This window comes from Agrobacterium sp. GD03872, from assembly GCF_029840625.1.
Lineage (GTDB): Bacteria > Pseudomonadota > Alphaproteobacteria > Rhizobiales > Rhizobiaceae > Agrobacterium > Agrobacterium fabrum_A.
Window position 1 is genome coordinate 56,288 of sequence record NZ_JAOCCY010000011.1, and the last position, 20,313, is coordinate 76,600.

General features: G+C 60.8%; 21 protein-coding genes. 12 read left to right on the forward strand and 9 right to left on the reverse strand.

Annotation, left to right across the window (positions count from 1 at the left end; translation table 11 throughout):
• Positions 1–163: 163 nt before the first annotated feature.
• Positions 164–2,113: a methyl-accepting chemotaxis protein gene (locus N5D22_RS20055; protein WP_279657491.1), complete on the reverse strand. Its 1,950-nt coding sequence runs from the start codon at positions 2,111–2,113 to the stop codon at positions 164–166.
• 1,055 nt (positions 2,114–3,168) lie between these two features.
• Between N5D22_RS20055 and N5D22_RS20060 the strand changes: the two genes are divergently transcribed.
• Positions 3,169–4,239 (forward strand): GNAT family N-acetyltransferase, encoded by a 1,071-nt coding sequence (locus N5D22_RS20060; protein ID WP_279657542.1) that lies wholly within the window; start codon positions 3,169–3,171, stop codon positions 4,237–4,239.
• A gap of 41 nt (positions 4,240–4,280) precedes the next feature.
• Here the strand turns inward: N5D22_RS20060 and uppG are convergent, their stop codons facing one another.
• Positions 4,281–5,360 carry a polysaccharide biosynthesis glycosyltransferase UppG gene (gene uppG, locus N5D22_RS20065; protein WP_279657541.1) on the reverse strand — a complete coding sequence of 360 codons (1,080 nt, stop codon included), beginning with the start codon at positions 5,358–5,360 and terminating at the stop codon, positions 4,281–4,283.
• Positions 5,361–5,362: 2 nt separating this feature from the next.
• Entirely contained in the window at positions 5,363–6,433 is a 1,071-nt protein-coding gene (uppI, locus tag N5D22_RS20070; protein WP_279657490.1) for a polysaccharide biosynthesis UDP-hexose transferase UppI, read from the reverse strand.
• A gap of 213 nt (positions 6,434–6,646) precedes the next feature.
• Between uppI and uppH the strand changes: the two genes are divergently transcribed.
• Together uppH and uppJ are read left to right on the forward strand one after the other, a co-directional pair.
• Positions 6,647–7,558 (forward strand): polysaccharide biosynthesis endo-1,4-beta-xylanase UppH, encoded by a 912-nt coding sequence (gene uppH, locus N5D22_RS20075; RefSeq protein WP_279657489.1) that lies wholly within the window; start codon positions 6,647–6,649, stop codon positions 7,556–7,558.
• Positions 7,559–7,566: 8 nt separating this feature from the next.
• Positions 7,567–8,511: a polysaccharide biosynthesis UDP-hexose transferase UppJ gene (gene uppJ, locus N5D22_RS20080; RefSeq protein ID WP_279657488.1), complete on the forward strand. Its 945-nt coding sequence runs from the start codon at positions 7,567–7,569 to the stop codon at positions 8,509–8,511.
• A 24-nt stretch (positions 8,512–8,535) separates the two neighbouring features.
• Here the strand turns inward: uppJ and N5D22_RS20085 are convergent, their stop codons facing one another.
• Complete coding sequence (locus tag N5D22_RS20085; protein WP_279657487.1) at positions 8,536–8,784, reverse strand: hypothetical protein; 249 nt, start codon at positions 8,782–8,784, stop codon at positions 8,536–8,538.
• A 177-nt stretch (positions 8,785–8,961) separates the two neighbouring features.
• A complete protein-coding gene (gene uppL / locus N5D22_RS20090; protein ID WP_279657540.1) occupies positions 8,962–9,762 on the reverse strand; it encodes a polysaccharide biosynthesis UDP-hexose transferase UppL in 801 nt (266 codons plus the stop codon).
• 245 nt (positions 9,763–10,007) lie between these two features.
• Here uppL and N5D22_RS20095 point away from each other — a divergent pair, with 245 nt between their 5' ends.
• Complete coding sequence (locus tag N5D22_RS20095) at positions 10,008–10,217, forward strand: hypothetical protein (protein WP_003509414.1); 210 nt, start codon at positions 10,008–10,010, stop codon at positions 10,215–10,217.
• A gap of 19 nt (positions 10,218–10,236) precedes the next feature.
• On the opposite strand, the gene uppM is transcribed toward N5D22_RS20095, so the two are convergent.
• A complete protein-coding gene (gene uppM, locus N5D22_RS20100) occupies positions 10,237–11,865 on the reverse strand; it encodes a polysaccharide biosynthesis protein UppM (RefSeq protein ID WP_279657486.1) in 1,629 nt (542 codons plus the stop codon).
• 256 nt (positions 11,866–12,121) lie between these two features.
• On the opposite strand from uppM, the gene uppO reads away from it, so the two are divergent.
• From uppO to N5D22_RS20125, 5 genes are all read left to right on the forward strand, one after another.
• Positions 12,122–13,537: a polysaccharide biosynthesis phosphomannomutase UppO gene (gene uppO / locus N5D22_RS20105; protein WP_279657485.1), complete on the forward strand. Its 1,416-nt coding sequence runs from the start codon at positions 12,122–12,124 to the stop codon at positions 13,535–13,537.
• Between the two features lie 38 nt (positions 13,538–13,575).
• Positions 13,576–13,872, forward strand: coding sequence for a nucleotidyltransferase family protein (locus N5D22_RS20110; RefSeq protein ID WP_279657484.1), 297 nt, complete (start codon positions 13,576–13,578; stop codon positions 13,870–13,872).
• A 202-nt stretch (positions 13,873–14,074) separates the two neighbouring features.
• Positions 14,075–14,224: a HepT-like ribonuclease domain-containing protein gene (locus N5D22_RS20115; protein WP_279681058.1), complete on the forward strand. Its 150-nt coding sequence runs from the start codon at positions 14,075–14,077 to the stop codon at positions 14,222–14,224.
• Positions 14,225–14,327: 103 nt separating this feature from the next.
• Positions 14,328–14,729, forward strand: coding sequence for a group II truncated hemoglobin (locus N5D22_RS20120; protein ID WP_279657482.1), 402 nt, complete (start codon positions 14,328–14,330; stop codon positions 14,727–14,729).
• Positions 14,726–15,136 carry a DUF423 domain-containing protein gene (locus tag N5D22_RS20125; protein WP_279657481.1) on the forward strand — a complete coding sequence of 137 codons (411 nt, stop codon included), beginning with the start codon at positions 14,726–14,728 and terminating at the stop codon, positions 15,134–15,136. The genes N5D22_RS20120 and N5D22_RS20125 overlap by 4 nt, the downstream gene beginning before the upstream one ends.
• Positions 15,137–15,142: 6 nt before the next feature.
• Here N5D22_RS20125 and N5D22_RS20130 read toward each other — a convergent pair whose 3' ends face one another.
• The 3 genes from N5D22_RS20130 to N5D22_RS20140 all read right to left on the reverse strand — a co-directional run bounded on the left by N5D22_RS20130 (position 15,143) and on the right by N5D22_RS20140 (position 16,639).
• Positions 15,143–15,430, reverse strand: a complete 288-nt coding sequence (locus N5D22_RS20130; protein WP_279657480.1) for a hypothetical protein — start codon at positions 15,428–15,430, stop codon at positions 15,143–15,145.
• Positions 15,411–15,836 carry a DUF2325 domain-containing protein gene (locus N5D22_RS20135; protein WP_279657479.1) on the reverse strand — a complete coding sequence of 142 codons (426 nt, stop codon included), beginning with the start codon at positions 15,834–15,836 and terminating at the stop codon, positions 15,411–15,413. Before N5D22_RS20135 ends, N5D22_RS20130 begins: the two co-directional genes overlap by 20 nt.
• Positions 15,837–15,997: 161 nt before the next feature.
• Entirely contained in the window at positions 15,998–16,639 is a 642-nt protein-coding gene (locus N5D22_RS20140; protein ID WP_279657478.1) for a TetR family transcriptional regulator C-terminal domain-containing protein, read from the reverse strand.
• Between the two features lie 255 nt (positions 16,640–16,894).
• Between N5D22_RS20140 and N5D22_RS20145 the strand changes: the two genes are divergently transcribed.
• The 3 genes from N5D22_RS20145 to N5D22_RS20155 are packed head-to-tail and all read left to right on the forward strand — an operon-like array spanning position 16,895 to position 20,033.
• The gene (locus N5D22_RS20145; protein WP_279657477.1) at positions 16,895–18,142 is read left to right on the forward strand and encodes a Zn-dependent hydrolase; all 1,248 of its coding nucleotides are present in this window, start codon (positions 16,895–16,897) and stop codon (positions 18,140–18,142) included.
• The gene (gene hydA / locus N5D22_RS20150) at positions 18,139–19,596 is read left to right on the forward strand and encodes a dihydropyrimidinase (protein ID WP_279657476.1); all 1,458 of its coding nucleotides are present in this window, start codon (positions 18,139–18,141) and stop codon (positions 19,594–19,596) included. Before N5D22_RS20145 ends, hydA begins: the two co-directional genes overlap by 4 nt.
• A complete protein-coding gene (locus tag N5D22_RS20155; protein ID WP_279657475.1) occupies positions 19,593–20,033 on the forward strand; it encodes an NUDIX domain-containing protein in 441 nt (146 codons plus the stop codon). Before hydA ends, N5D22_RS20155 begins: the two co-directional genes overlap by 4 nt.
• Positions 20,034–20,313: the final 280 nt, after the last annotated feature.

Genomic DNA, 20,313 nt, shown 5'->3' on the forward strand with positions numbered 1-20,313 from the left:
ACAGGTGGATGTTTTCTCACGCGAACCGGTGCTGGAGAGCCAGGACATCTGGATTGGCGGAGATGCCGTCACATGCGTTGACGGCGCAGTCTCTCTTTAATCGTCGTTGAGCACCGGCGGGGATGTCTCCCCGCCGAAACTCCTGCCGGCAACCCGTCGCCGCTCAGAACTCCTGCCAGTCGCCCTTCGACGTATCCACGGCGGCATTGCCGGAGAATGCGGAGGCGATCTTGCGGCCCAGCGCCCGGACGGGGGAGGCCACATATTTGTCGCCGCCGCCGGCGCTGCGCACCGGTGCCGGCTGGCTTTTCGGCTGATGGGCAAGATCGGCGAGCCTGAACTGGGAGAGCAGCTGGTTGAGCGACGCCACTTCCTTGGCAAGGCCGTGGCTTGCGGCATTGGTCTCTTCCACCATGGCCGCATTTTTCTGCGTGTCCTGGTCCATCTGGTTGACGGCGGTATTGATCTGCTGCAGGCCGGAAGATTGTTCCTGGGCGGCCTCCACGATGGAAACCACATGCCGGTTGATTTCCTGCACTTCCGAAACGATGGTCTGCAGCGCTTTGCCGGTGTCGCCCACCAGCTGCACGCCCTGCTGCACCTGATCATTCGAGGTGGTGATCAAGGCCTTGATTTCCTTGGCCGCATGGGCGGAGCGCTGGGCAAGTTCGCGGACTTCCTGGGCAACCACGGCAAAACCCTTGCCGGCCTCTCCCGCACGGGCGGCTTCCACGCCGGCATTCAGCGCCAGCAGATTGGTCTGGAAGGCGATTTCGTCGATCACACCGATGATATTGCTGATCTCATTGGCGGATTTGGCGATCTGCTCCATGGCGACCACGGCGCGGCGCACCACTTCGCCGGATTGTTCGGCGCCCGCCTTGGCGCGGCTGACGATCTGGCCGGCCTCCTGCGCGCGCTTGGTGGAATCCCGCACCGTCGTGGTGATTTCTTCGAGGGCGGCGGCGGTTTCCTCCACGGCGGCGGCCTGCTGCTCGGTGCGCCTGGCCAGATCGTCGGCGGCCGACTTGATCTCGTCCGCGCCGGCGCCGATGCCGTTGGCGTTCTGCGCCACCTTCGTTAATGCCGCCTGCAGTTTTTCGGCGGACATGTTGAAATCATTGCGAACGGCATCGAGCGTGACCGTGAACGGCTGGTCGATGCGATAGGAAACATCGCCTTCCGAAAGCTTGGAGAGGCCGGCTGCGAGATTGTCGACGGCGAATTTGACGTCGGCCGCCTCCCTCGCCTTCTGCTGCTCGCGCTCGATCCGGTCTTTTTCCGAGAGGCTGCGATTGGCTTCGGTTTCCTGTTCGAGACGAATGCGCTCGATGGCATTTTCGCGGAAGACCTGAACGGCCTTCGCCATCTGGCCCACTTCATCCCGCCGCGTCGTGCCGTCGATTTCGCTCGCCGTCTCGCCGCCGGCAAGCGACACCATGCGCTGACGCAGACGGGCGATCGGCGTCGTAATACCGCGGGACGCCACAAAGAGCGCCAGAAGGATGCCGATCGCAAAAGCGATGCCGACAATCACCAGCGAGGTCAGGATGGTCGAATTGGTCTGGTCCGTCAGGTCGCCGCTTCCCTTGGCGACACCCGCGGTGAGTTTGTCCAGAAACGTCATCATGGCGGCCGAAGTCACCTGGATCGAGGCGTCCGCCTTGAAGAGCTCCGCGGCGGATTCATCGTTGCGGTCCGCCAAACCAAGTTCGACAGCCTTGTCCGTCAGGGCCACTATGGCCTGTGACTGCGTTATGAAGGCATCCACCGCGGCGGCCTCCTCGGGGAAGGTCGCCTTCACGTTGTTGAGACGCCGCCAAAGCAATTCCTTGCTTTCACTGTAAGTCTGTCTGGCGACCTTTATTTCCGGCCCGTTCGCGTCATAGGCCATGACCTGATAGGCGCCGTAGGCCACCGCCAGCAGGTTGCGATTGGCGCGCGCAAGCTCCACCAGAGCGGCATTGTCGTTGGCGATAAAGAACGAATAGGCGGTGTCCGCTTCCTTGTATCGGGTGGACATGAAGGCAGCGGCGCTGAGGCCGACGATGCAGAGCGGGAGAATAAGCGACAGGATTTTGGTGCGGATACTGGCGTTTTGAAGGAAGGACACGGAAAACCTCACGTCAATGAAAACCGCTCCTTCCCCGTGCCGGAGGTGTTCGGCAAGACTGGCATTGCACGTCGAGCGCCCCGATCATCAGGGCTCCGCTAGCCACATCATGGGCTCTGGCCGCATCCGCATCATGCATGCGCCGAAGAAAGCCGCCGTCCCTTTAATTACGGACAGACCGCCGCTCCGGGTGGCGTGGCGGCCCGTCAGCAAACGGAAACGCCAGGCCGATTTTCCAAGGAGGAGGAAGCAACCTCTCTCAACCGCTGCTTTCATATTGTTCCCCGGCAAAATGATTATAATCAAAAACTTTACAATTCCTTCACGCTGCCGCAGACAAAATACGGGTCCTTTCTCTTCCAGACGCGTCGTCAGACGCCCGGCATTAAAAGGTCGGGCGCTTCCCACCGCCACCCAGCGCCGCTAGATGGCAGTCACGCACCGCAAGTCCGGCCATGGGCGACGTTCAGGGGGCGAGAACTGCCGGAAACAGCGTTCCGCCAGTAACTCCACAGGGGACCTTTCTTCCCCTTCTTTCCTGAATCCATCCGCGTTGAAACTCGTGCTTCGCGTATTCGACAATACGAATACCCGTGCGGATCCTTGTTGGGCTATCCTTCATACACGTGAAAATAGCATCGTGATTGTGCGTTTTTCCTGGAGAGATCGGAATCGGGAGATAAAGGACAAGGCGGCCACTTTGAGACGTTGAGCTTCCAACCCTAAAAAAGCGTCTACAAAAATTTCTCCCTATTTCACCCATCGGTTGCTTTCTTGAGTATATTTTGTTAACCTCAATTATGTCGGGTTAAATCAATTAATACACTGATATCTTTAAGATTTATCTTCAATTATATATTTTCCACTCGGTCGGATTACTGGTTTTATATCTATATTAAGATATTCAAATATACGCTGCCTATGGTTGATTTCGTCAATGCGTAAAAAGCTGGAGACCGGCGGTGAACGTTCCGATACACACCAATATGGACGATGGCGATAGCGTTCAGTCGGCACAACGCCCGGTTCAGTGCAGTGTGTCCGGTGTCCGCCCCATGCGCAGGGATGATGTGCCGGCTGTCGAAGCCGTGCTCAACAGCGCATTCAAGAAGAACGGGCAAGAGCGGAACTTCAATTTCCGCGCCTATATCGAAAAGCTCTTCTTCGGCAGTCCCGCCTTCAGTCCTGAGAATGGCAGCGTTGTCTACGACGCCGGCGAAAACAGGGTCACAAGCGTGATCCTCGCCGTGCCCATGCGTTTCGTCGTGAACGGGAAAACCGTCACCGCAAGGCTGCTCTGCGCCTTCGCATCCGATGGCAAACAGGGGGCGCTCGGGGCGGCGCGCCTGTCCCGCGGCATGCGGGCATCGAAACACGACATGCTGTTTTCGGATACGGCTTCACCCGTCAGCGCCGATCACTGGGTGGCGACCGGCGGCAACATGTTGCCGATTGAAAGCCTGCAATGGCACAAGGCGCTCAAGCCCTTCTGCACCATCGCGCTACGCATGCCGCGCCGTTCTAAACTGGCCAAAACCACGCTTGCCCTGACCACGCTCGGTTTTGTGGATGGAATCCTGCGGCGGTGGAAAAAGGGGCTGAGACCGCAGGAAGCCGCCGGCGCCAGGGTAAGAACCGTGGACTACGAAACCTTCCGTCGCAGGGCGCTCGCGATGATCGAGCGTTTTTCCATTCGCCCGGAATGGTCCTACGAGGAATTCCACTGGCTGATAGAGATGAGCAGGGCCAATGAAAGCCTCGGTGAGCTGAAAGGCGTGATGATCGAGAATGCCGAAGGCCATGCCATGGGCGCCGCGCTGTTTTTCGGCCAGCGGGGAAAAACGGCCTATGTGCTCAATCTCGTCTGCGATGCCGGCCGCGAAAACGATGTGCTCAACACCCTGTTCCGCCATTTCGATGACGAGAACTATGCCCATGTCACCGGCATGGCGCAGCCCTTCCTCATCAATGCGCTTTACCGCCAGAACCATATGAGCTTCCGCCATGACGGTTATTTCTGCATGGCGACCCGGGATGACGCCCTGAGGGAAAAAGCGCTGGCCGGCGATATCTATATTGGCGGCCTCTGCTCTGAAAGCTGGAGCAAGCTCATCACCGACTATTGAGGCCCCCGCCCCATGGCGGGACGGGGTAGCGGCACGCCGCGTCAGGCCTTGCCGAACCGCCCGACATTGGCCGAAATCAGATGGCGCAGCGCTTTGGCGTAGCGTTTGGAGCGCGTCTTGGCCGCCAGCGCGCTCGTCCAGTCCACCATCGATCCGTTGATATCGAAATCGCCAAGCTGGCCCTCGGGAATATCGCCCTTTTCGATGCGTTCGACGATGGAGGCCAGCGCCGCGTAGAATTCCGGCGAGCGATAGGGCGGATGCAGCGAATACATGCCCTTGCCCGTGCCGAGAAAATCGAGGCGGTAAACGCCGCTGCGCATCATGTTTGTGCTCAGCACTTCTTCGGCGGGCATCGAGACGGGCTGCTGGTTATAGGCATAGGAGCGGATGCGCCGTTTGACATCGGGCCTGAGCAGTTCCAGCGAGCCGATCCGCTTGGCAAAACGCTCCATGTCGATCATGAAAAGCCGGGTGGAAACGGTGGCGAAACGCCAGGTGGGAATGCGCGACGGCAGCTTGCGCGGCGCAGGGATGTCCTTCACCCCGGGCATGCCGACATGGCGGGAAATATCGAGGTCGCCACGCACCGTCGGCGGCCCGGAAAAGGGCGTGATGCACAGCGCATCCGGATTGGCCTTCTGCAGCGCGATGGCCTCGTCGAACCAGCTCTGGCTGCCGCCGCCGAACATCATGTCGCTGTCCATATGCAGCACATAACGGGCATTGGCGCGTTTGATACCGTGGAAATAGACATGGAAAGGCCCGCCATCGAAAGCCTTGGCGGGATAGGGGATCGGCGAGCGCGAAAAGAAGGTTTCCGTCACCGCGTCGCGCGCCGCATCGCTGTAATCGACGATGTCGACATGCAGATGCGGATAATTGGTCTGCATTTCCTCCAGCATGGCGAAGAGACGCTGGCGCGCCGCATCGAAACCATTGCCCTTGTAGCGACCGGCCCCCACCTGGCCGGTATCGACCGTCAGGAGAATGCGGTCCACCTGCCCGCCCCAGACCCGGAGCTGATGCGGCAGCGTCAGGGCCGCATGCGGGGCATCGAAGGGATGGAGATTGATCTGCAGCGCCTTTTGCACGGGAGGAAGCGGCATTTCAGCATTCATAGTCATGCACCACGGTTGCGGAATTCATTGATGACGGCCATCATCGGTTTTTCGTTGAAACTCCAGTCGAGCGGCAGCGGCCGGTTGGCGGTGCCGTCGCGGCGCGGATAGGCCCAGCGGATCCAGCTATATTGATCCGAAATACCCCATGTGGTGATGGAGGAAAGCGGGCCGCCCGCCGTGGCCGCCTGAAGAAACTCGCGGACCTGGCCGTTGATCAGCGCGTCACGCTCGGCTTCCGGCGCGGGCAGCGTCTGGTCCGTCACGTCAAGTTCCGTCACCAGAACGGCAAGGCCGTAACTGCGCATTTCCGTCGTGAAGGCGGCAAGCTCGTCCTTGGCGATCGGCCAGCCGCCACGCAAATGCCCCTGCAGGCCGACGGCATTGATCGGCGCGCCCTTCTCGAGCAGTTCCAGGATGAGATTGCGGAAGGCCGCGCGCTTGGCCGGCGATTTCTCGGCGGCAAATTCCACATCATATTCGTTGAGCACCAGCTGCGCCTTCGGATCGACGGCATGGGCGATCTCGAAGGCCTTCTTGATGGCGTCAGGCCCGGCGCCATAATACCAGGCGTCACGCCGCGCGCGCACATTGGCCGGAACGTCGGGGATCGGCTCATTGACCACGTCCCAGCTATGGATCACGTCCTTATAGCGCTCCATCACCGTGACGATATGGGTCTCCATCAGCTTCTCGACTTTCGCGCCGCCGCCGATGCTCGCAAGCCACGGCGCGTTGGAGGCATACCAGATCAGCGGATGGCCATGCATGGAAAGCTTGTGCTGGCGCGCGAAATTGGCGATTGCATCCGCGGCGGCGAAATCGAACACGTCGGCCGAAGGCCGCATCACCTCCCATTTCATCTCGGTGACAGGGGTGATGCGCGAGCAATATTTCACCACCGCTTCGCCGATGCGGCTGTCGGCATTGAGATCCGGCAGATAGACGGCCGCGCCAAAAGGAGCGGTTTTGATTGCCGCTTTCTTCTGCGCGGCAAAGGCCGGGCCAGCCATGGCATGCAACAGGCCGGCGCTTGCCGCACCGCCCATAAAATTCCGCCGCCCGATCCGCATCAACCCGCCTCCGCAACCCCGGCGCATCGGCATCCTTAAGGACGCACCCCCGCGCTAATTCTCAAAACATAACATTTCAATCATGCCAAAAGGATATTAAAGATTTGCAAGGTTAACCGACGCTATACCACGTCATAATTGGTGAGACCCGCTTAATGCGGTAGTAACTTGGCTGTGAGAATTCTTGGGCCGCCACTCATGGAGTTGAAAAGCTTGGTTTCCGTTTCGATTGTCATTCCCGTTCGCAATGGCGAACGTTACATCGTGGAAGCGATCGAAAGCGTCTTGCTGCAGGGCGAGACCATCCGCGAGGTGCTTGTCGTTGATGACGGCTCCACCGACGCCACCGCGCAAAGGGTGGAAGGCTTTTCCGATCCGCGCGTCAAGCTCCTGGCCCGGCCGCAGGGCAGGCAGGGCGTTTCCGCGGTACGCAATTTCGGCCTGTCCCAGGCGCGCGGTGAATGGACGATGTTTCTCGATGCCGACGACCGCCTGAAACCCGGCGCCATCGCGGCCCTTTGCGCCGGCATTTCCGGGCCGGATGTCGTCGCCGTCTATGGCGATTACGAGCGCATCGACGAGAACGGCGTGAAAATCGGCCGGCGCAACCTCATCCGCCGCCGGGAAAAGCCTGACGGTTTCATTCTTCAGCCGCTGCTCGGCGGCAATTTCATCGTCAATGGCGGCATCATGCTGGTCAAAACCCGCATCTTTCAGGAGTTCGGCGGTTTCGACGAAACATTGCGTTATGCGGAAGACTGGTATGGCTGGTGCAGGCTCGCCGCCGCCGGCCGTTTCGTTTATCTGCCCGGCTGCCATGTGCTGGACTACCGGGTGCACAGGACAAGCGTGATGATGAACCGGCTTTTGACCTTCCGGGATTGCGAACCGGCCATCGAGGCGGTTTTTTCAGATCCCGCCATCGTCGCCGCCATTTCCCCGCAGGAGCTGCGGCGGCTTCGCCGCCGATCCGAAAACCACATGAATGCCTATACCGTGGCGCAGGCCTTCCGCGCCCGCCGTTACCGCGAGGCGTTTTCGGCGCTCGCCGATACCTTCCTCAACCGCCCGCGCCAAAGCCTCAGGGCCGTCGTTTTTTCCGCCGCGGCGCTTGCCGGAATTTAGGAGTTTCCATGTCCGAGACCATGCCGGAAGCGGTGGTGTGCATTCCGAGTTTCCGCCGGCCGGAAGGCCTGAAAAAGACGCTCGCATCGCTCGCAGCCCAGAAGGTCGATTTTCCCTTCGCCATTGTCGTGGTCGACAATGACGGCGCGGGCCAGGCGGGCCTTGCGGTCGCGCGCGCCTTTTTCGCCGAAAGCGACGTGGCCGGAGAGGCATTGGTCGAACCGACGCAGGGCAATTGTTACGCCATCAACACCGCCTTCCACACCGCCCGGCAGAACTATCCTTCCGCCCGGTGGTTCCTGATGATCGATGACGACGAAGCCGCCTCCCCCGTCTGGCTTGCCGAAATGGTCGCGGCGGCAAAATCCTTCGACGTCGATATTGTCGGCGGACCGGTCAACCGCGAATTCGACGCACCGGCTTCGAAGGCGGTCCTGTCGCATCCGCTGTTCGGCTCCATCGAAGCACCGACCGGCCCCGTCGAGCAAATCCATGGATCGGGCAATTGCCTGATATCGCGCCGGGTGTTCGAAACCCTGCCGAAACCGGAATTCGACGTGCAGTTCAATTTCCTCGGCGGCGGCGACATGGATTTCTTCACCCGCTGCCGCAAGGCCGGTTTTAAATTCGCCTGGAATGCGCAAGCCGTCATCATCGAATATGTGCCGGAAAGCCGCATGGCGCCGCGCTGGATCATGGAACGCTCGCTCCGCACCGGCATCATCAATTACAGCATCGACCGCGCCCGCCGGCCCGGCCTGAAGGGCGGGCTGATGCTGGCCGCCAAAAACGCCGTCAGCCTGTGCCTGTCCCTCATTCGCGCCGTTTCCGCCGGGTTGAAAACCGGCGCATGGCTGCCCGCCACCCATCCGCCGCTGATGTCCATCGGCCGGGTCATGGCGAGCCTCGGCATCACGCTCACGCCTTACAAGGCGCCGGCGAAAAAGAGCTGAACCGCAATCGTTCCCGCCACCGGGTTAGCTGAGGGTTTTTTCCCTGCCAAGCGGCAGCATGGTCGTGCACCGTTTCGGCAAGCCGAGCGACGAAAAGGCCGTCGCGAGAACGAGAAGCGGCACGAGCACCGGCCAGAAGAAACAAAGGACGATACCGGTCACCCGATAAAAATCCCAACTTTTGTCGCGGCGTGCACCTTCGATATAGGTCATGGCAAGAGAGGTGGCGGTGCCAATTCCATATATGAAAAGAGAAATGGACGTAATCACCATGGGTGCCCCCAAAATATCTCTGATTCGAATAAATTTCTAATATCGGGCCAGTGTAGCGCGGTCCTTCGCAGTTGCAACGAATTTCAGCGGTCAAGCCCGCCGCTTCAACATCTTAGGGAAGTCTGATGCATCTGGCGCTATGCGACTGGCCCGCCGCATAAAAGAGAATTGGCGGCTTTAGCCGCCCTGGCCCGACGCCGCGAAGCGATGTTTCAGCAGCGAATATATGGCGATGGGATTGGTCAGCAGGTACCGTTTCCCAAGACGCTTCGGCTCGAGCATGGCGCGGTAGAGCCATTCCAGCCCCATATCCTGCATCCATTGCGGCGCCCGGCTGTTCTTGCCGGCAAGGAAATCGAAAAGGCCGCCGCAGGTCTTGATCACGGCGACGCCGGAAAGCCTGTCCAGATTGCGCGAAACGAAACGCTGCTCCAGCGGTATGCCGAAACCAACCCAGAGAATATCCGTTCTCGACGCGACTATATCGGCGAGGATCGCCTCTTCTTCGGCCCGGCTGAAATAACCGTTGCGCCGGCCCGAAAAGACGAGGCGCGGATAGAGCCGCTGCATTTCCTCGACGGCTGCGCGGTTCACCTCTTCGGAACCGCCAAGGAAATAAAACCGGCTGCCCGTCTCTTCGGCGCGCTTGGCCGCCGCGTGGACGAGATCCGTCGTTGCGACCCGTTCTCTCAGCGCCTTCGGGCAGAATTTGCGGGAAAAGATCACCAGCGACATGCCATCGGCATGAATCTGGTCCGCCTGCCGCAGCATGGCGTCGAATTCCCTGTCGTGATGGCAGAGCGCGATGACCTGGCCGTTTGCCGATGTCGAATAAAACGGTCTTGCCCCGGCCGCACGCGCCGTCGTCGCACGCTGGATGAAATCCCGCGCCGTTTCATCGATGGTCGCGTCAGTGATGGGCAGCGCCGCAAGCGGGATGACCGGCCAGACCTGGCCCGGCCCTTCCGCATCCGACATATCTCTCCCTGTCATAATCTGTCCGGTGTCCAAGATAGGCATCGTTTCATTGTTATATTCACGCATATGCTTAGGGTATAAGGCTTCAAACACTACGAAGAACTATCATTAATATTTTTATAAATCCCCTGCTCGAAGCAGACAATTTACCCATCTGAAGGTTGCTCATCCTTTTACTGCCTATTCCGCTTTCCCGGCCGATGGGTTAAGGGACGCCTTCATCAAACCACGGAAAGGCTCCGGCCATGGAAACAATCTCGATCGACAATCGCGGCGATTTCGGCCTCTGGGCGATAGAACGGGCCAAGGAAATCGTGGCCAACGAGGCCTCCGATCTGGCGATTTCGGTTCGTGACGGCGATGAGGCCGGCATTCGCGACGCCGGCAATGCGCTGGGCGCGGCCATCGCCGCCGCCCTGCTCGAGGTCTATGACGGCCTGATTTCGGAAGAATAGGCAAGATGCGGCGTCACCCTCAGGCGTGATGCGCCGCGACCTCCGCATGATCGTCCCGGCGCAGATAACCCCAGAGGCCGAGCGCCAGGGCAATTGCAAGGCCGAGGAACAGGCCGCCCATGCCACCGGCAATCAGGAAGGTCAGCTTGCCCGGCGGCCAGCTTCTGGAATTGGGCGCGACCGGCTGCGAAATCACCCGCACATTGGTGGAATCGATCGATTGCTGTTCGGCAAGCTGGCGCGAGCGGGTGAGATAGGTCTCGTAGATCGCCGCCGCCGAGCGGGCATCGCGCTCGAGATCGCGCAGCCGCACCTGCGCTTCATTGTCGGTAAAGACATTGGCGCGCTCGGCCACCGCCTTCAATCGCAGGGCGTCGAGCGAGGAGCGGGCCTCGGCGACATTGATCTTGGCCGCCTGCAGAATGCGCCGCGCCTCGTCCGCCATGCCCTGTTCGAGCATGGCTCGTTCCGCACCCGCCGTCGCCAGACGCGGATGGCGCGAACCATAGGTCAGCGTCATCGCACCGATCTGCTGCTGCAGGGTGCTATATTGGGCGCGAATGGTATTCATGGTCTGGCTGTCGAAGATGGCGTCGCTCTGCGTGCGGTTCTGGGCAATCGCCGCCTCCATCTGCTTGAGACGCGATTCTTCCTGGATGACCCGCTGCTGGGCGGCAAGCACCTGGGCATTCAGCTCGCTGGAGGCGAGATTGCTGACCAGCTGGCCGTTATTTTCCTGCAAACCGTTCTCGCGGCGAAAATCGGCCACGCGCTTTTCCGCGGCGGTCACATTCTCGCGCATTTCCTCAAGCCGTTTCCGGAGATCGTCGACGACACGCTGGCTGCTGTCGGAGGTCGTCTGGAAGAGCTCGCTTTCGAAGGCTTTCACGATGGCCTTGGAAACCGTCACCGATTTTTCCGCATCGTTGGTCCAGACCGAAAGCGTGACCACGAAGGACCGCGGGTCGCGCTCCGCCGCCACCCGCTCGCCGAGCGAGCGAAGCGCGCCGACCCGGTTGTCGCCATCCTCGGGCGCCGATGAAAACGCCGCCTTCAGCCGCGCGAGCGGCGGCGGCGCGGTGAATTCGGGGTCCTGATCGAGCTTCAGCTCGTCCACCACCCGCGCCAGCACGTTGCGCGAGGTGATGGTGCGCAGCTTGCTCTCCACTTCCAGAATCTGCGTGTCCCGCTGCTGGCTGGGCGAAAACACCCCGTCATTGACGACATTCAGGTTGGAGGGATTAACGACGATATCCGTATAGGCCTTGTAGCGCGGCGGCGTCATATAGGCATAGGTGAGCGCGCCGGCGACGCAGAGAACGATCGCCAGCACGATCCAGACAATGCCCCTGCGCAGCCAGATGAGCACATCGTCAACGCCGATCCTGTCGATATATCTGAGGCCGGGCAGCGCATTGGCCAGACTACCGGTCGGCGAGGCCGTCTTCACCGGTGTCTGCGCCGCTGCGGGCTCGGGCGCACTCGCCGCCGGTTTCGGCTCGAGATGTTCCTTCAGCACGGTGCGCTCGAAAACCGCGTCCTCATCCGCCAGATCGTCCAGCAGGGAACCATGGGTTTTCGCGGCGGGCGGCATTTTTTCCTCGAGCGGACGTGCCTGCTTATGTCCCGCCTTTTGAAGCCTGTACATCAGCCAATCCAACTCGAACGAACCACAAAAAAGGCCGGCGACGCAGGATACCCATCGTCGCCAAAGCCGCTATCGACGGACAAGTCTAAATATGACGAGTGAATTTTAGGTTACCCGCGTCATTTCCGCCATCATCGCCTATTCGCGGCCGCCATGAAAGCGATGATTGACTTGAATGGATCGATACGGTTCTTTCAACCGTTATATTTTTAGATTATCCATTTGCCCTCAAAGATTTATGGAAACGGAGTTTGGAATGAGCCTGAAATTCGGAACGAGCGGCCTTCGCGGTCTCTCCGTCGATCTGAAAGGAAAAGCCTCCGCCGTCTACGCCACGGCATTTGCAAGGCATCTTCTCGCATCGGGCCAGGCAAAGGCAGGCGATCCCATTCTCGTCGGCCGCGATTTCCGCGATTCGAGCCCGGATGTTTCCGCCACCTGCATCGCCGCGCTGAAAAAGGCCGGCCTCACCCCGTTCGACTGCGGCGCCGTGCCGACGCCGGCGCTGGCGCTTTACGGCCTGTCGCTGAAGGCGGGCGCGCTGATGATAACAGGCTCGCACATCCCCGCCGACCGCAACGGCATCAAGTTCTACCGCCCGGACGGCGAAATCGACAAGCAGGACGAAACGGCAATCGCCGCCCTTGCGGCCGAAATCGAAGCGGAAGGCATCAGCGACGAGGCGGCGACGGCAGAAGACCATTCCGCCATTGCAGCCGAACTTTTTTATGAACGCAACATCGCTCTGCTGCCCGAAAAGGCGCTCTCCGGCCTCAGGATCGGCGTTTACCAGCACAGCACGGTAGCGCGCGATCTCTTTGTCGACGTTCTCGCCCATTATGGCGCCGACGTTGTGCCACTCGGCCGCTCCGAAAGCTTCATCCCCGTCGATACCGAGGCCGTTTCGCCTGAAACGCTCTCGCTTCTCAAAAAATGGTCGCCCGAGCACGGCCTCGACGCCATCGTTTCCGCCGATGGCGACGGCGACCGTCCTCTGCTGACCGATGAAAAGGGCGTACCGCTGCGCGGCGACCTGATCGGCCTCATCACCGCCAATTTCCTCGATGCCGGCGTCGTCGTCACCCCCGTCACCTCCAATTCGGGTATCGAGGCGAGCGGCTCCTTCGAGGTCGTCCGGACCAGGGTCGGCTCCCCCTTCGTGATCGCCGGCATGGCGCAGGCGCTTGCCGAGGGAAAAAACGGCGTCATGGGCTTCGAGGCCAATGGCGGCCTGCTGACGGCTTCCGCCTTCACCCTGAACGGCAGGCCGCTTTCGCCGCTGCCGACGCGCGACAGCTTCCTGCCGGTGCTTGCCGTGCTGCTTCTGTCGGCCGAGCAGAAGAAACCCCTGTCGCAGATCGCCGCCGCCTACAGGCTGCCGGTCGCCGCCGCCGACCGCCTGGAAAATTTCGCGCGGGAAAAGAGCGCCGCCCTGATGGCGCATCTGCGCGCATCGCGGACCAATCTCGACGCCTTCCTCGCACCGGTCGGCACCGTCAAGGGACTGAGCGACATTGACGGGCTGCGCGTGGCGTTGACCGATGGCAGCACCATCCATTTCCGCCCTTCAGGCAACGCGCCCGAAATGCGCTGTTACGTCGAAGCCGCCAATCAGGATGAGGCCGAAACGCTTCTGAACAAGGGGCTCGATCTCATCCGCAATTTCGGGTGAGAGTGGATGCCGCATACGCGATGGTGTAAGCTGCGCGCATGAAGAGAACGGACGCAATAAGGAAACTCAAGCGACACGCCCAAGCAGTGAAAAGCATGGGCGTGACGTCGCTCTATCTTTTTGGATCGACGGCCCGCGATGAGGCCCTTGCCTCCAGCGATCTGGACATCTTCATCGACTATGATCCGGGCCGCCGTTTTTCGTTGATCGATCTCGTCGGTATCAAGCAGTTTCTGGAAAAAGAATTGGCCGTGGAAGTCGACGTGACGACACGCAACAGCCTCCACCCGCTGCTCCGGAACGACATCGAACAATCCGCCGTACGGATATTTTGATGACCAGACGCAGGATCGGGCCGGTTCTCGCGGAAATTCTGGAGGCCATAAACGGCATTGAGACCCACACCGCAGGCCTGTCACTCGTTGATTTCCAGCAAAATTAGCTCCTCAAACTCGCCGTACAACGCGCCCTCGAAATCGTTTCCGAGGCGTCCCGTCACCTACCCGATGACTTGCTGGAGCTTACGCCGGACGTACCGTGGAAACAGATTCGCGGAATCGGCATATTCTGCGTCATGAGTACCACAAGATCGCTAATGACGTCGTTTGGGCCGTGGTCACCGAACATGTGGCGCCGCTCAAAATCGCTGTTGAGGCTCTTCAACGATCCGTCGAAAATGAAAACTGAGGACTTATCAGTGCGGTGTCCCAGATGTCGCACCCCGCTAGTGCCCTGTTGCTCTTCCGGCTCCATGGAGCGATAAGAACCGCAGGGCCACAAGAGGCGGATGATGAGCGGCGAGACCATTACCCTTTATGAAGCGATCGGTGGCGATGCGACCGTCAGGGCGCTCACCCGGCGCTTCTATGAATTGATGGACACCCTGCCGGAGGCGGCGCGCTGCCGCGCCATTCACCCGGCCGATCTTTCCGGCAGCGAGGCGAAGTTTTACGATTATCTGACGGGATATCTTGGCGGACCGCCCGTCTATGTCGAAAAACACGGCCACCCGATGCTGCGCCGCCGCCATTTCGTCGCCCCCATCGGCCCCGCCGAACGCGATGAATGGCTGCTGTGCTTCCGCCGCGCGATGGACGAGAACATCGAGAACCCGAAGCTGCGGGAGATCATCTGGGCGCCGATCGAACGGCTGGCCTTTCACATGCAGAACCAGGAGGCGGACAGCCCATGACCCATTCAAGCATGAGCAACGCAGGTTCGACCGGCACGGCACTGCCGCGTGAAAGGCTGCGGGCCCTCATTCTGCTGCTCGGCGGCCTTTTGGGGGCTGCCGGCGTCATGCTTGCCGCCGCCGCCACCCATACGGGTGAGACCTATATGCTGGGCAATGCCTCGGCCATGGCGCTGGCGCATGCGCCGGTGCTGGTGGCGCTCCATATCGGCGCGGATCGTATCAGGACCGCCATCCCGGCAGGCCTGATCCTCGGGCTCGGCACCGCAATCTTCGTCGGTGACCTCGTGCTCAGGCATTTTTCCGGCAACAGCCTGTTCCCCTTCGCCGCGCCCGTGGGCGGCCTCGGCATGATTGCCGGATGGCTCGTGCTCTGCACCGGGGCGTTTCTGAAACCGAAGGGTTGAGCGGCCCTAGCGCCGTCTCCAGCAGAACGGCAGGATATTGCGACCCTCTTCGGCCGCCGTGCCGATGACGAAGGTCGGCGCTTCGCCAGGCTGGCGGGTTCGCAGATAGGGGAAGGCCACGATATTGCGGCTTTGGATGACGGCGCGGTTGCGTCTTTCGCGCTCGCCGACGATTTCATAGAGGTCGGCCAGGGCCGGGTCGCCGGCCTGCTCGGCCATCTTGTGCAGTTCCACGCGGCAGGCCTCTGCCGCCGCGCGCTCTTCACCGTGGAAATTATTGCGCTCGTCGCTCATCGATGGAGGTCCGTTCATTCATCGTCTGCAGCGCCCGCTCCAGACTGGATTTGCTGCCGTTGCGCAGCGGAATGAACGTCTTGCCGAATTTCTTGCAACCGGACTTCACCCGCAGACACGCATCGTGGCTGATACAGTCGATCGGGCAGAAGACGCAGTCGACGGAGGGAAGCACGGTATCGATGCGCGACACCGCCTCACGCAGGCCGCCATCGTGATGGATCAGTTCCGCGCCGAAATTGCTGGCGATCTGACGGAGATGGGCAACCTGACAGTCACGGCCGCCGACATAAAGAAAGCTTTTCGGACCGGAAAGCTGCTGTTCCGCCGCTTCCCTTTCGGTCTGAGGCGCGCCCTTGCCCTGCTTGTCGCCGCGTCCCGCCTTCTTCTTTTCCTTGCGTGCCATACCCTCACCTGCCGGTTGTTTTCCATGCCCCGACATCAGGGCCCCTGAGCGGAATGCCGGCACCATAATAAAGATGAGTTTTGGAGTAAAGTATAAAGATGATAATTTTCCTCATGTTTTGACATGGGAAATCGATCACATATTCGCGAGAACCATCCCGCTCAGCCGTTTATCCGCAATCCGCCCATGAAAAGCTGTTCCAGATGCCGGGCCGCATCTTCGAAACGGCCCTCGCCGCCATTCTTCTCGCCCAGCACCGCCCGCACCTGCACATCGAAATCCGCATAATGCTGCGTGGTCGACCAGATCGAGAAAATGAGGTGATAGGGATCGCATTTGGCGATCCGCCCGGCCTTCACCCAGGCGCGGATCACCTCGGCCTTTTCATCCACCAGTTGTTTGAGCGGCCCTTTCAGCTCGTCCTCTATATGCGGCGCGCCCTGCAGGATTTCATTGGCGAAGAGGCGGCTTTCACGCGGAAAATCGCGCGACATTTCCAGCTTGCGGCGAATATAGGAGCGGATCTCGCTTTCGGGATTGCCCCCGGCATCGAAAGCGCGCAACGGGTCGAGCCATGTGTCCAGCACCCGCTCGATCAGGGCGCGATGCATCGCCTCCTTGGTGCGGAAATAATAAAGCACGTTCGGCTTCGACATGCCGGCCGCCTCGGCAATCTGGTCGATGGTGGAGCCCCGAAAGCCATTGGTGGAAAACACACTGAGCGCAGCCTCGAGAATAGCCTCCTGCTTCTCTTCCTGGATGCGGGTCCGCTTCTGTGTTTTCGCTGCTCGCGGTATGGCCATTCTCTGCTCTCTGTTTTCGGTGCAATTGCCGCTACGGCATGCTTAAAAAATAATCTTCGCGTACAGCTTAGGCAAAATTAGTGCGATTCGTCACAAAAGTCCCTTGCTGACGCCGCCGCGAATTTGCAATGTTTACCGGCCGGTCAATTTATCCATCATCGCCGCCACAAGGCAATGGCTGTTATCTTAGCCGGCAAAAACGGGAACGGCACGAGCTTTGCTTCGACAAGGCAAAACGGGTGAGGACGACATTTCATGACGGCGGGTATGAACTTGACGGTCAATGGCGACCGTCTGTGGGACAGTCTGATGGACATGGCGAAGATCGGCCCCGGCATTGCCGGCGGCAACAATCGCCGCACGCTGACGGATGAGGATGCGGAGGGACGCCGGCTGTTCCAGCGCTGGTGCGAGGCGGCCGGCCTGACGATGGGCGTCGACCGCATGGGCACGATGTTTGCGACCCGCGCCGGTGAGGACCCGGATGCGCTTCCCGTCTATATCGGCAGCCATCTCGATACCCAGCCGACGGGGGGCAAGTTCGATGGCGTGCTCGGCGTGCTGGCAGGGCTGGAAGTGGTGCGCAGCCTGAACGACCTCAATATCAAAACCAGACATCCGATCGTCGTCACCAACTGGTCCAATGAAGAGGGCGCGCGCTTTGCCCCGGCCATGCTGGCATCGGGCGTCTTCGCCGGCATTCACGATCTCGAATACGCCTATGGCCGCACCGATACCGACGGCAGGACCTATGGCGACGAGCTGGAGCGTATCGGCTGGCTGGGCGAGGAAGAGGTGGGCGCGCGCAAAATGCACGCCTATTTCGAATATCACATCGAGCAGGGACCTATTCTGGAGACGCAGGATAAGCAGATCGGCGTCGTCACCCATTGCCAGGGCCTGTGGTGGCTGGAAGTGACGCTGACCGGCAAGGAGGCCCATACCGGTTCGACGCCGATGGCCATGCGCGTCAATGCCGGCCTTGCCGCCGCCCGCATCCTTGAAAAGGTGCAGGAAGTGGCCATGGCCCACCAGCCCGGCGCCGTCGCCGGCGTCGGCCAGATGATCTTCACGCCCAATTCCCGCAACGTGTTGCCCGGCAAGGTGGTCTTCACCATCGACCTCAGAACCCCCTCACAGGCGAAACTCGACAGCATGCGCGCCATCTTCGAACGCGAGGCGCCTGAGATCGCCGCAGAACTCGGCGTCGGCTGCTCGATCGAGGCCATCGGCCATTTCGACCCTGTTACCTTCGATCCCGTGCTGGTCGGCCGCGTGCGCTCAGCCGCGGAAAGACTGGGTTACAGCCACATGGACATCATCTCCGGCGCCGGCCACGATGCCTGCTGGACGGCAAGGGTCGCGCCCTCCACCATGATCTTCTGCCCCTGTGTGGATGGACTTTCCCACAACGAGGCCGAGGAGATTTCACCGGAATGGGCAGCAGCCGGCTGCGACGTGCTGCTGCATGCGGTGCTGGAGACTGCGGAGATCGTCGAATGACCGCCACCATCATCAAGAACGGCACCATCGTCACCGCCGACCTCACCTATAAGGCCGATGTGAAGATCGAAGGCGGCAGGATCACCGAGATCGGCCCCGATCTGACGGGCGGCACGGTACTCGATGCCACCGGATGTTACGTCATGCCCGGCGGCATCGATCCGCATGTGCATCTGGAAATGCCCTTCATGGGCACCTATTCCGCCGATGATTTCGAGAGCGGCACGCGGGCGGCGCTTGCCGGCGGCACCACCATGGTGGTGGATTTCTGCCTGCCCGAACCCGGCCAGTCGCTGCTTGAGGCGCTGGCGCGATGGGACAACAAGGCGACCCGCGCCAATTGCGATTATTCCTTCCACATGGCCGTCACCTGGTGGGGCGAGCAGGTCTTCGACGAGATGAAGACGGTGGTGCAGGACAAGGGCATCAATTCCTTCAAGCACTTCATGGCCTATAAGGGCGCGCTGATGGTGAATGACGACGAGATGTTCGCCTCCTTCTCGCGCTGCGCGGAACTCGGCGCCATCCCCTTCGTGCATGCGGAAAACGGCGATATCGTCGCGCAGATGCAGGAGAGACTGATGGCGCAGGGCAATGTCGGGCCGGAGGCGCACGCCTATTCCCGCCCGCCCGCCGTGGAGGGAGAAGCCACCAACCGCGCCATCATCATTGCAGACATGGCGGGCGCGCCGCTTTATGTCGTGCATACCTCCTGCGAGCAGGCGCATGAGGCGATCCGCCGTGCCCGGAGCAGCGGCATGCGCGTTTATGGCGAACCGTTGATCCAGCACCTGATCCTCGACGAAGGCGAATATGCCAATGCCGACTGGGATCATGCCGCCCGACGGGTCATGTCGCCGCCCTTCCGCAACCGGCAGCATCAGGACAGCCTCTGGGCGGGCCTCGCCTCCGGCTCGCTGCAATGCGTGGCGACCGACCATTGCGCCTTCACCACCGAGCAGAAGCGCTTCGGCATCGGCGATTTCCGCAGGATACCGAACGGCACCGGCGGACTGGAAGACCGCATGCCGCTGCTCTGGACCCACGGCGTGGCGACCGGCCGCCTGACGATGAACGAATTTGTCGCCGTCACCTCCACCAATATCGCCAAGATCCTCAATATCTATCCGAAAAAGGGCGCGATCCTCGTCGGCAGCGATGCCGATATCGTCGTCTGGGATCCGCAGCTCACAAAGACCATCAGCGCGGCAAGCCAGCAGTCGGCCATCGATTACAACGTGTTCGAGGGAAAGAAGGTGAAGGGCCTGCCGCGCTACACCCTGTCGCGCGGCCTCGTCAGCGTCGAGGAGGCCACCATCGAAACGCAGGAAGGCCACGGCCGGTTCGTGGCGCGCGATCCCTATCCCGCTGTCAGCCGGGCGCTTTCCACCTGGAAGGAACTCGTTTCGCCGCGCCGGGTGGAACGCAGCGGCATTCCGGCATCGGGAGTATGACCGTGAGCACCGAACAGAAACGCGAAATCGTCATCGCCGCCGCCATTCTCCTCAATGAGCAGCGGCAGATGCTGGTCGTGCGCAAGCGCGGCACCACGCAATTCATGCAGCCGGGCGGCAAGATCGACCCGGGCGAAACCCCCGAGCAGGCGCTTCACCGGGAACTTGCCGAGGAAATCGGGCTGGCGCTGCCCGGACATGTCTTTCGGTACGAGGGCGTCTTTCGCGAGGAAGCCGCCAATGAGCCGGGAGCCGACGTCGTCGCCCACGCCTTCACCGCCAGGCTTCACACCGAGGTCGTGCCGCAGGCGGAAATCGAGGAGGTGCGCTGGCTGGATCTCGACCGCCGGCCCGGCGTGGCAATCGCCAGGCTGACGGAAACCCAAATGCTGCCGCTGGCGCGCGCGCTGACGGCAAGCGACAAAAAGCCGCGCTGAAAGAGGCCTCTCCGTGCCCGACGCTTCCGTCAGAAACGGGCTGAGCTTCGAAACGGGAGAGGACCCGGCGCATGCAGTGTCGAATGAGGCGGCAAAGGCGATGAAATCAACGATTTGCGGCATCCCAGAACGCTCATGCCGCTGGTAACCCAATTGACGAATTACAATATCCGTACCTATACAAAAATGTATATCAACCATCGCGGCTATGCGGATTGATTTGTACGACAACAAGAATTACAGTCCCGCCCACAAGACTGCCAAATTTGATCTTGTAAAA

Excerpts from the sequence above, each read along its gene's own strand:
- N5D22_RS20060 (WP_279657542.1), top strand. The coding sequence starts at position 3,169 with ATGCGCAGGGATGATGTGCCGGCTGTCGAAGCCGTGCTCAACAGCGCA.
- uppG (WP_279657541.1), bottom strand. The coding sequence starts at position 5,360 with ATGAATGCTGAAATGCCGCTTCCTCCCGTGCAAAAGGCGCTGCAGATC.
- uppI (WP_279657490.1), bottom strand. The coding sequence starts at position 6,433 with ATGCGGATCGGGCGGCGGAATTTTATGGGCGGTGCGGCAAGCGCCGGC.
- uppJ (WP_279657488.1), top strand. The coding sequence starts at position 7,567 with ATGTCCGAGACCATGCCGGAAGCGGTGGTGTGCATTCCGAGTTTCCGC.
- N5D22_RS20085 (WP_279657487.1), bottom strand. The coding sequence starts at position 8,784 with ATGGTGATTACGTCCATTTCTCTTTTCATATATGGAATTGGCACCGCC.
- uppL (WP_279657540.1), bottom strand. The coding sequence starts at position 9,762 with ATGTCGGATGCGGAAGGGCCGGGCCAGGTCTGGCCGGTCATCCCGCTT.
- N5D22_RS20095 (WP_003509414.1), top strand. The coding sequence starts at position 10,008 with ATGGAAACAATCTCGATCGACAATCGCGGCGATTTCGGCCTCTGGGCG.
- uppM (WP_279657486.1), bottom strand. The coding sequence starts at position 11,865 with ATGTACAGGCTTCAAAAGGCGGGACATAAGCAGGCACGTCCGCTCGAG.
- uppO (WP_279657485.1), top strand. The coding sequence starts at position 12,122 with ATGAGCCTGAAATTCGGAACGAGCGGCCTTCGCGGTCTCTCCGTCGAT.
- N5D22_RS20110 (WP_279657484.1), top strand. The coding sequence starts at position 13,576 with ATGAAGAGAACGGACGCAATAAGGAAACTCAAGCGACACGCCCAAGCA.
- N5D22_RS20120 (WP_279657482.1), top strand. The coding sequence starts at position 14,328 with ATGAGCGGCGAGACCATTACCCTTTATGAAGCGATCGGTGGCGATGCG.
- N5D22_RS20125 (WP_279657481.1), top strand. The coding sequence starts at position 14,726 with ATGACCCATTCAAGCATGAGCAACGCAGGTTCGACCGGCACGGCACTG.
- N5D22_RS20130 (WP_279657480.1), bottom strand. The coding sequence starts at position 15,430 with ATGAGCGACGAGCGCAATAATTTCCACGGTGAAGAGCGCGCGGCGGCA.
- N5D22_RS20135 (WP_279657479.1), bottom strand. The coding sequence starts at position 15,836 with ATGGCACGCAAGGAAAAGAAGAAGGCGGGACGCGGCGACAAGCAGGGC.
- N5D22_RS20140 (WP_279657478.1), bottom strand. The coding sequence starts at position 16,639 with ATGGCCATACCGCGAGCAGCGAAAACACAGAAGCGGACCCGCATCCAG.
- N5D22_RS20145 (WP_279657477.1), top strand. The coding sequence starts at position 16,895 with ATGACGGCGGGTATGAACTTGACGGTCAATGGCGACCGTCTGTGGGAC.
- hydA (WP_279657476.1), top strand. The coding sequence starts at position 18,139 with ATGACCGCCACCATCATCAAGAACGGCACCATCGTCACCGCCGACCTC.
- N5D22_RS20155 (WP_279657475.1), top strand. The coding sequence starts at position 19,593 with ATGACCGTGAGCACCGAACAGAAACGCGAAATCGTCATCGCCGCCGCC.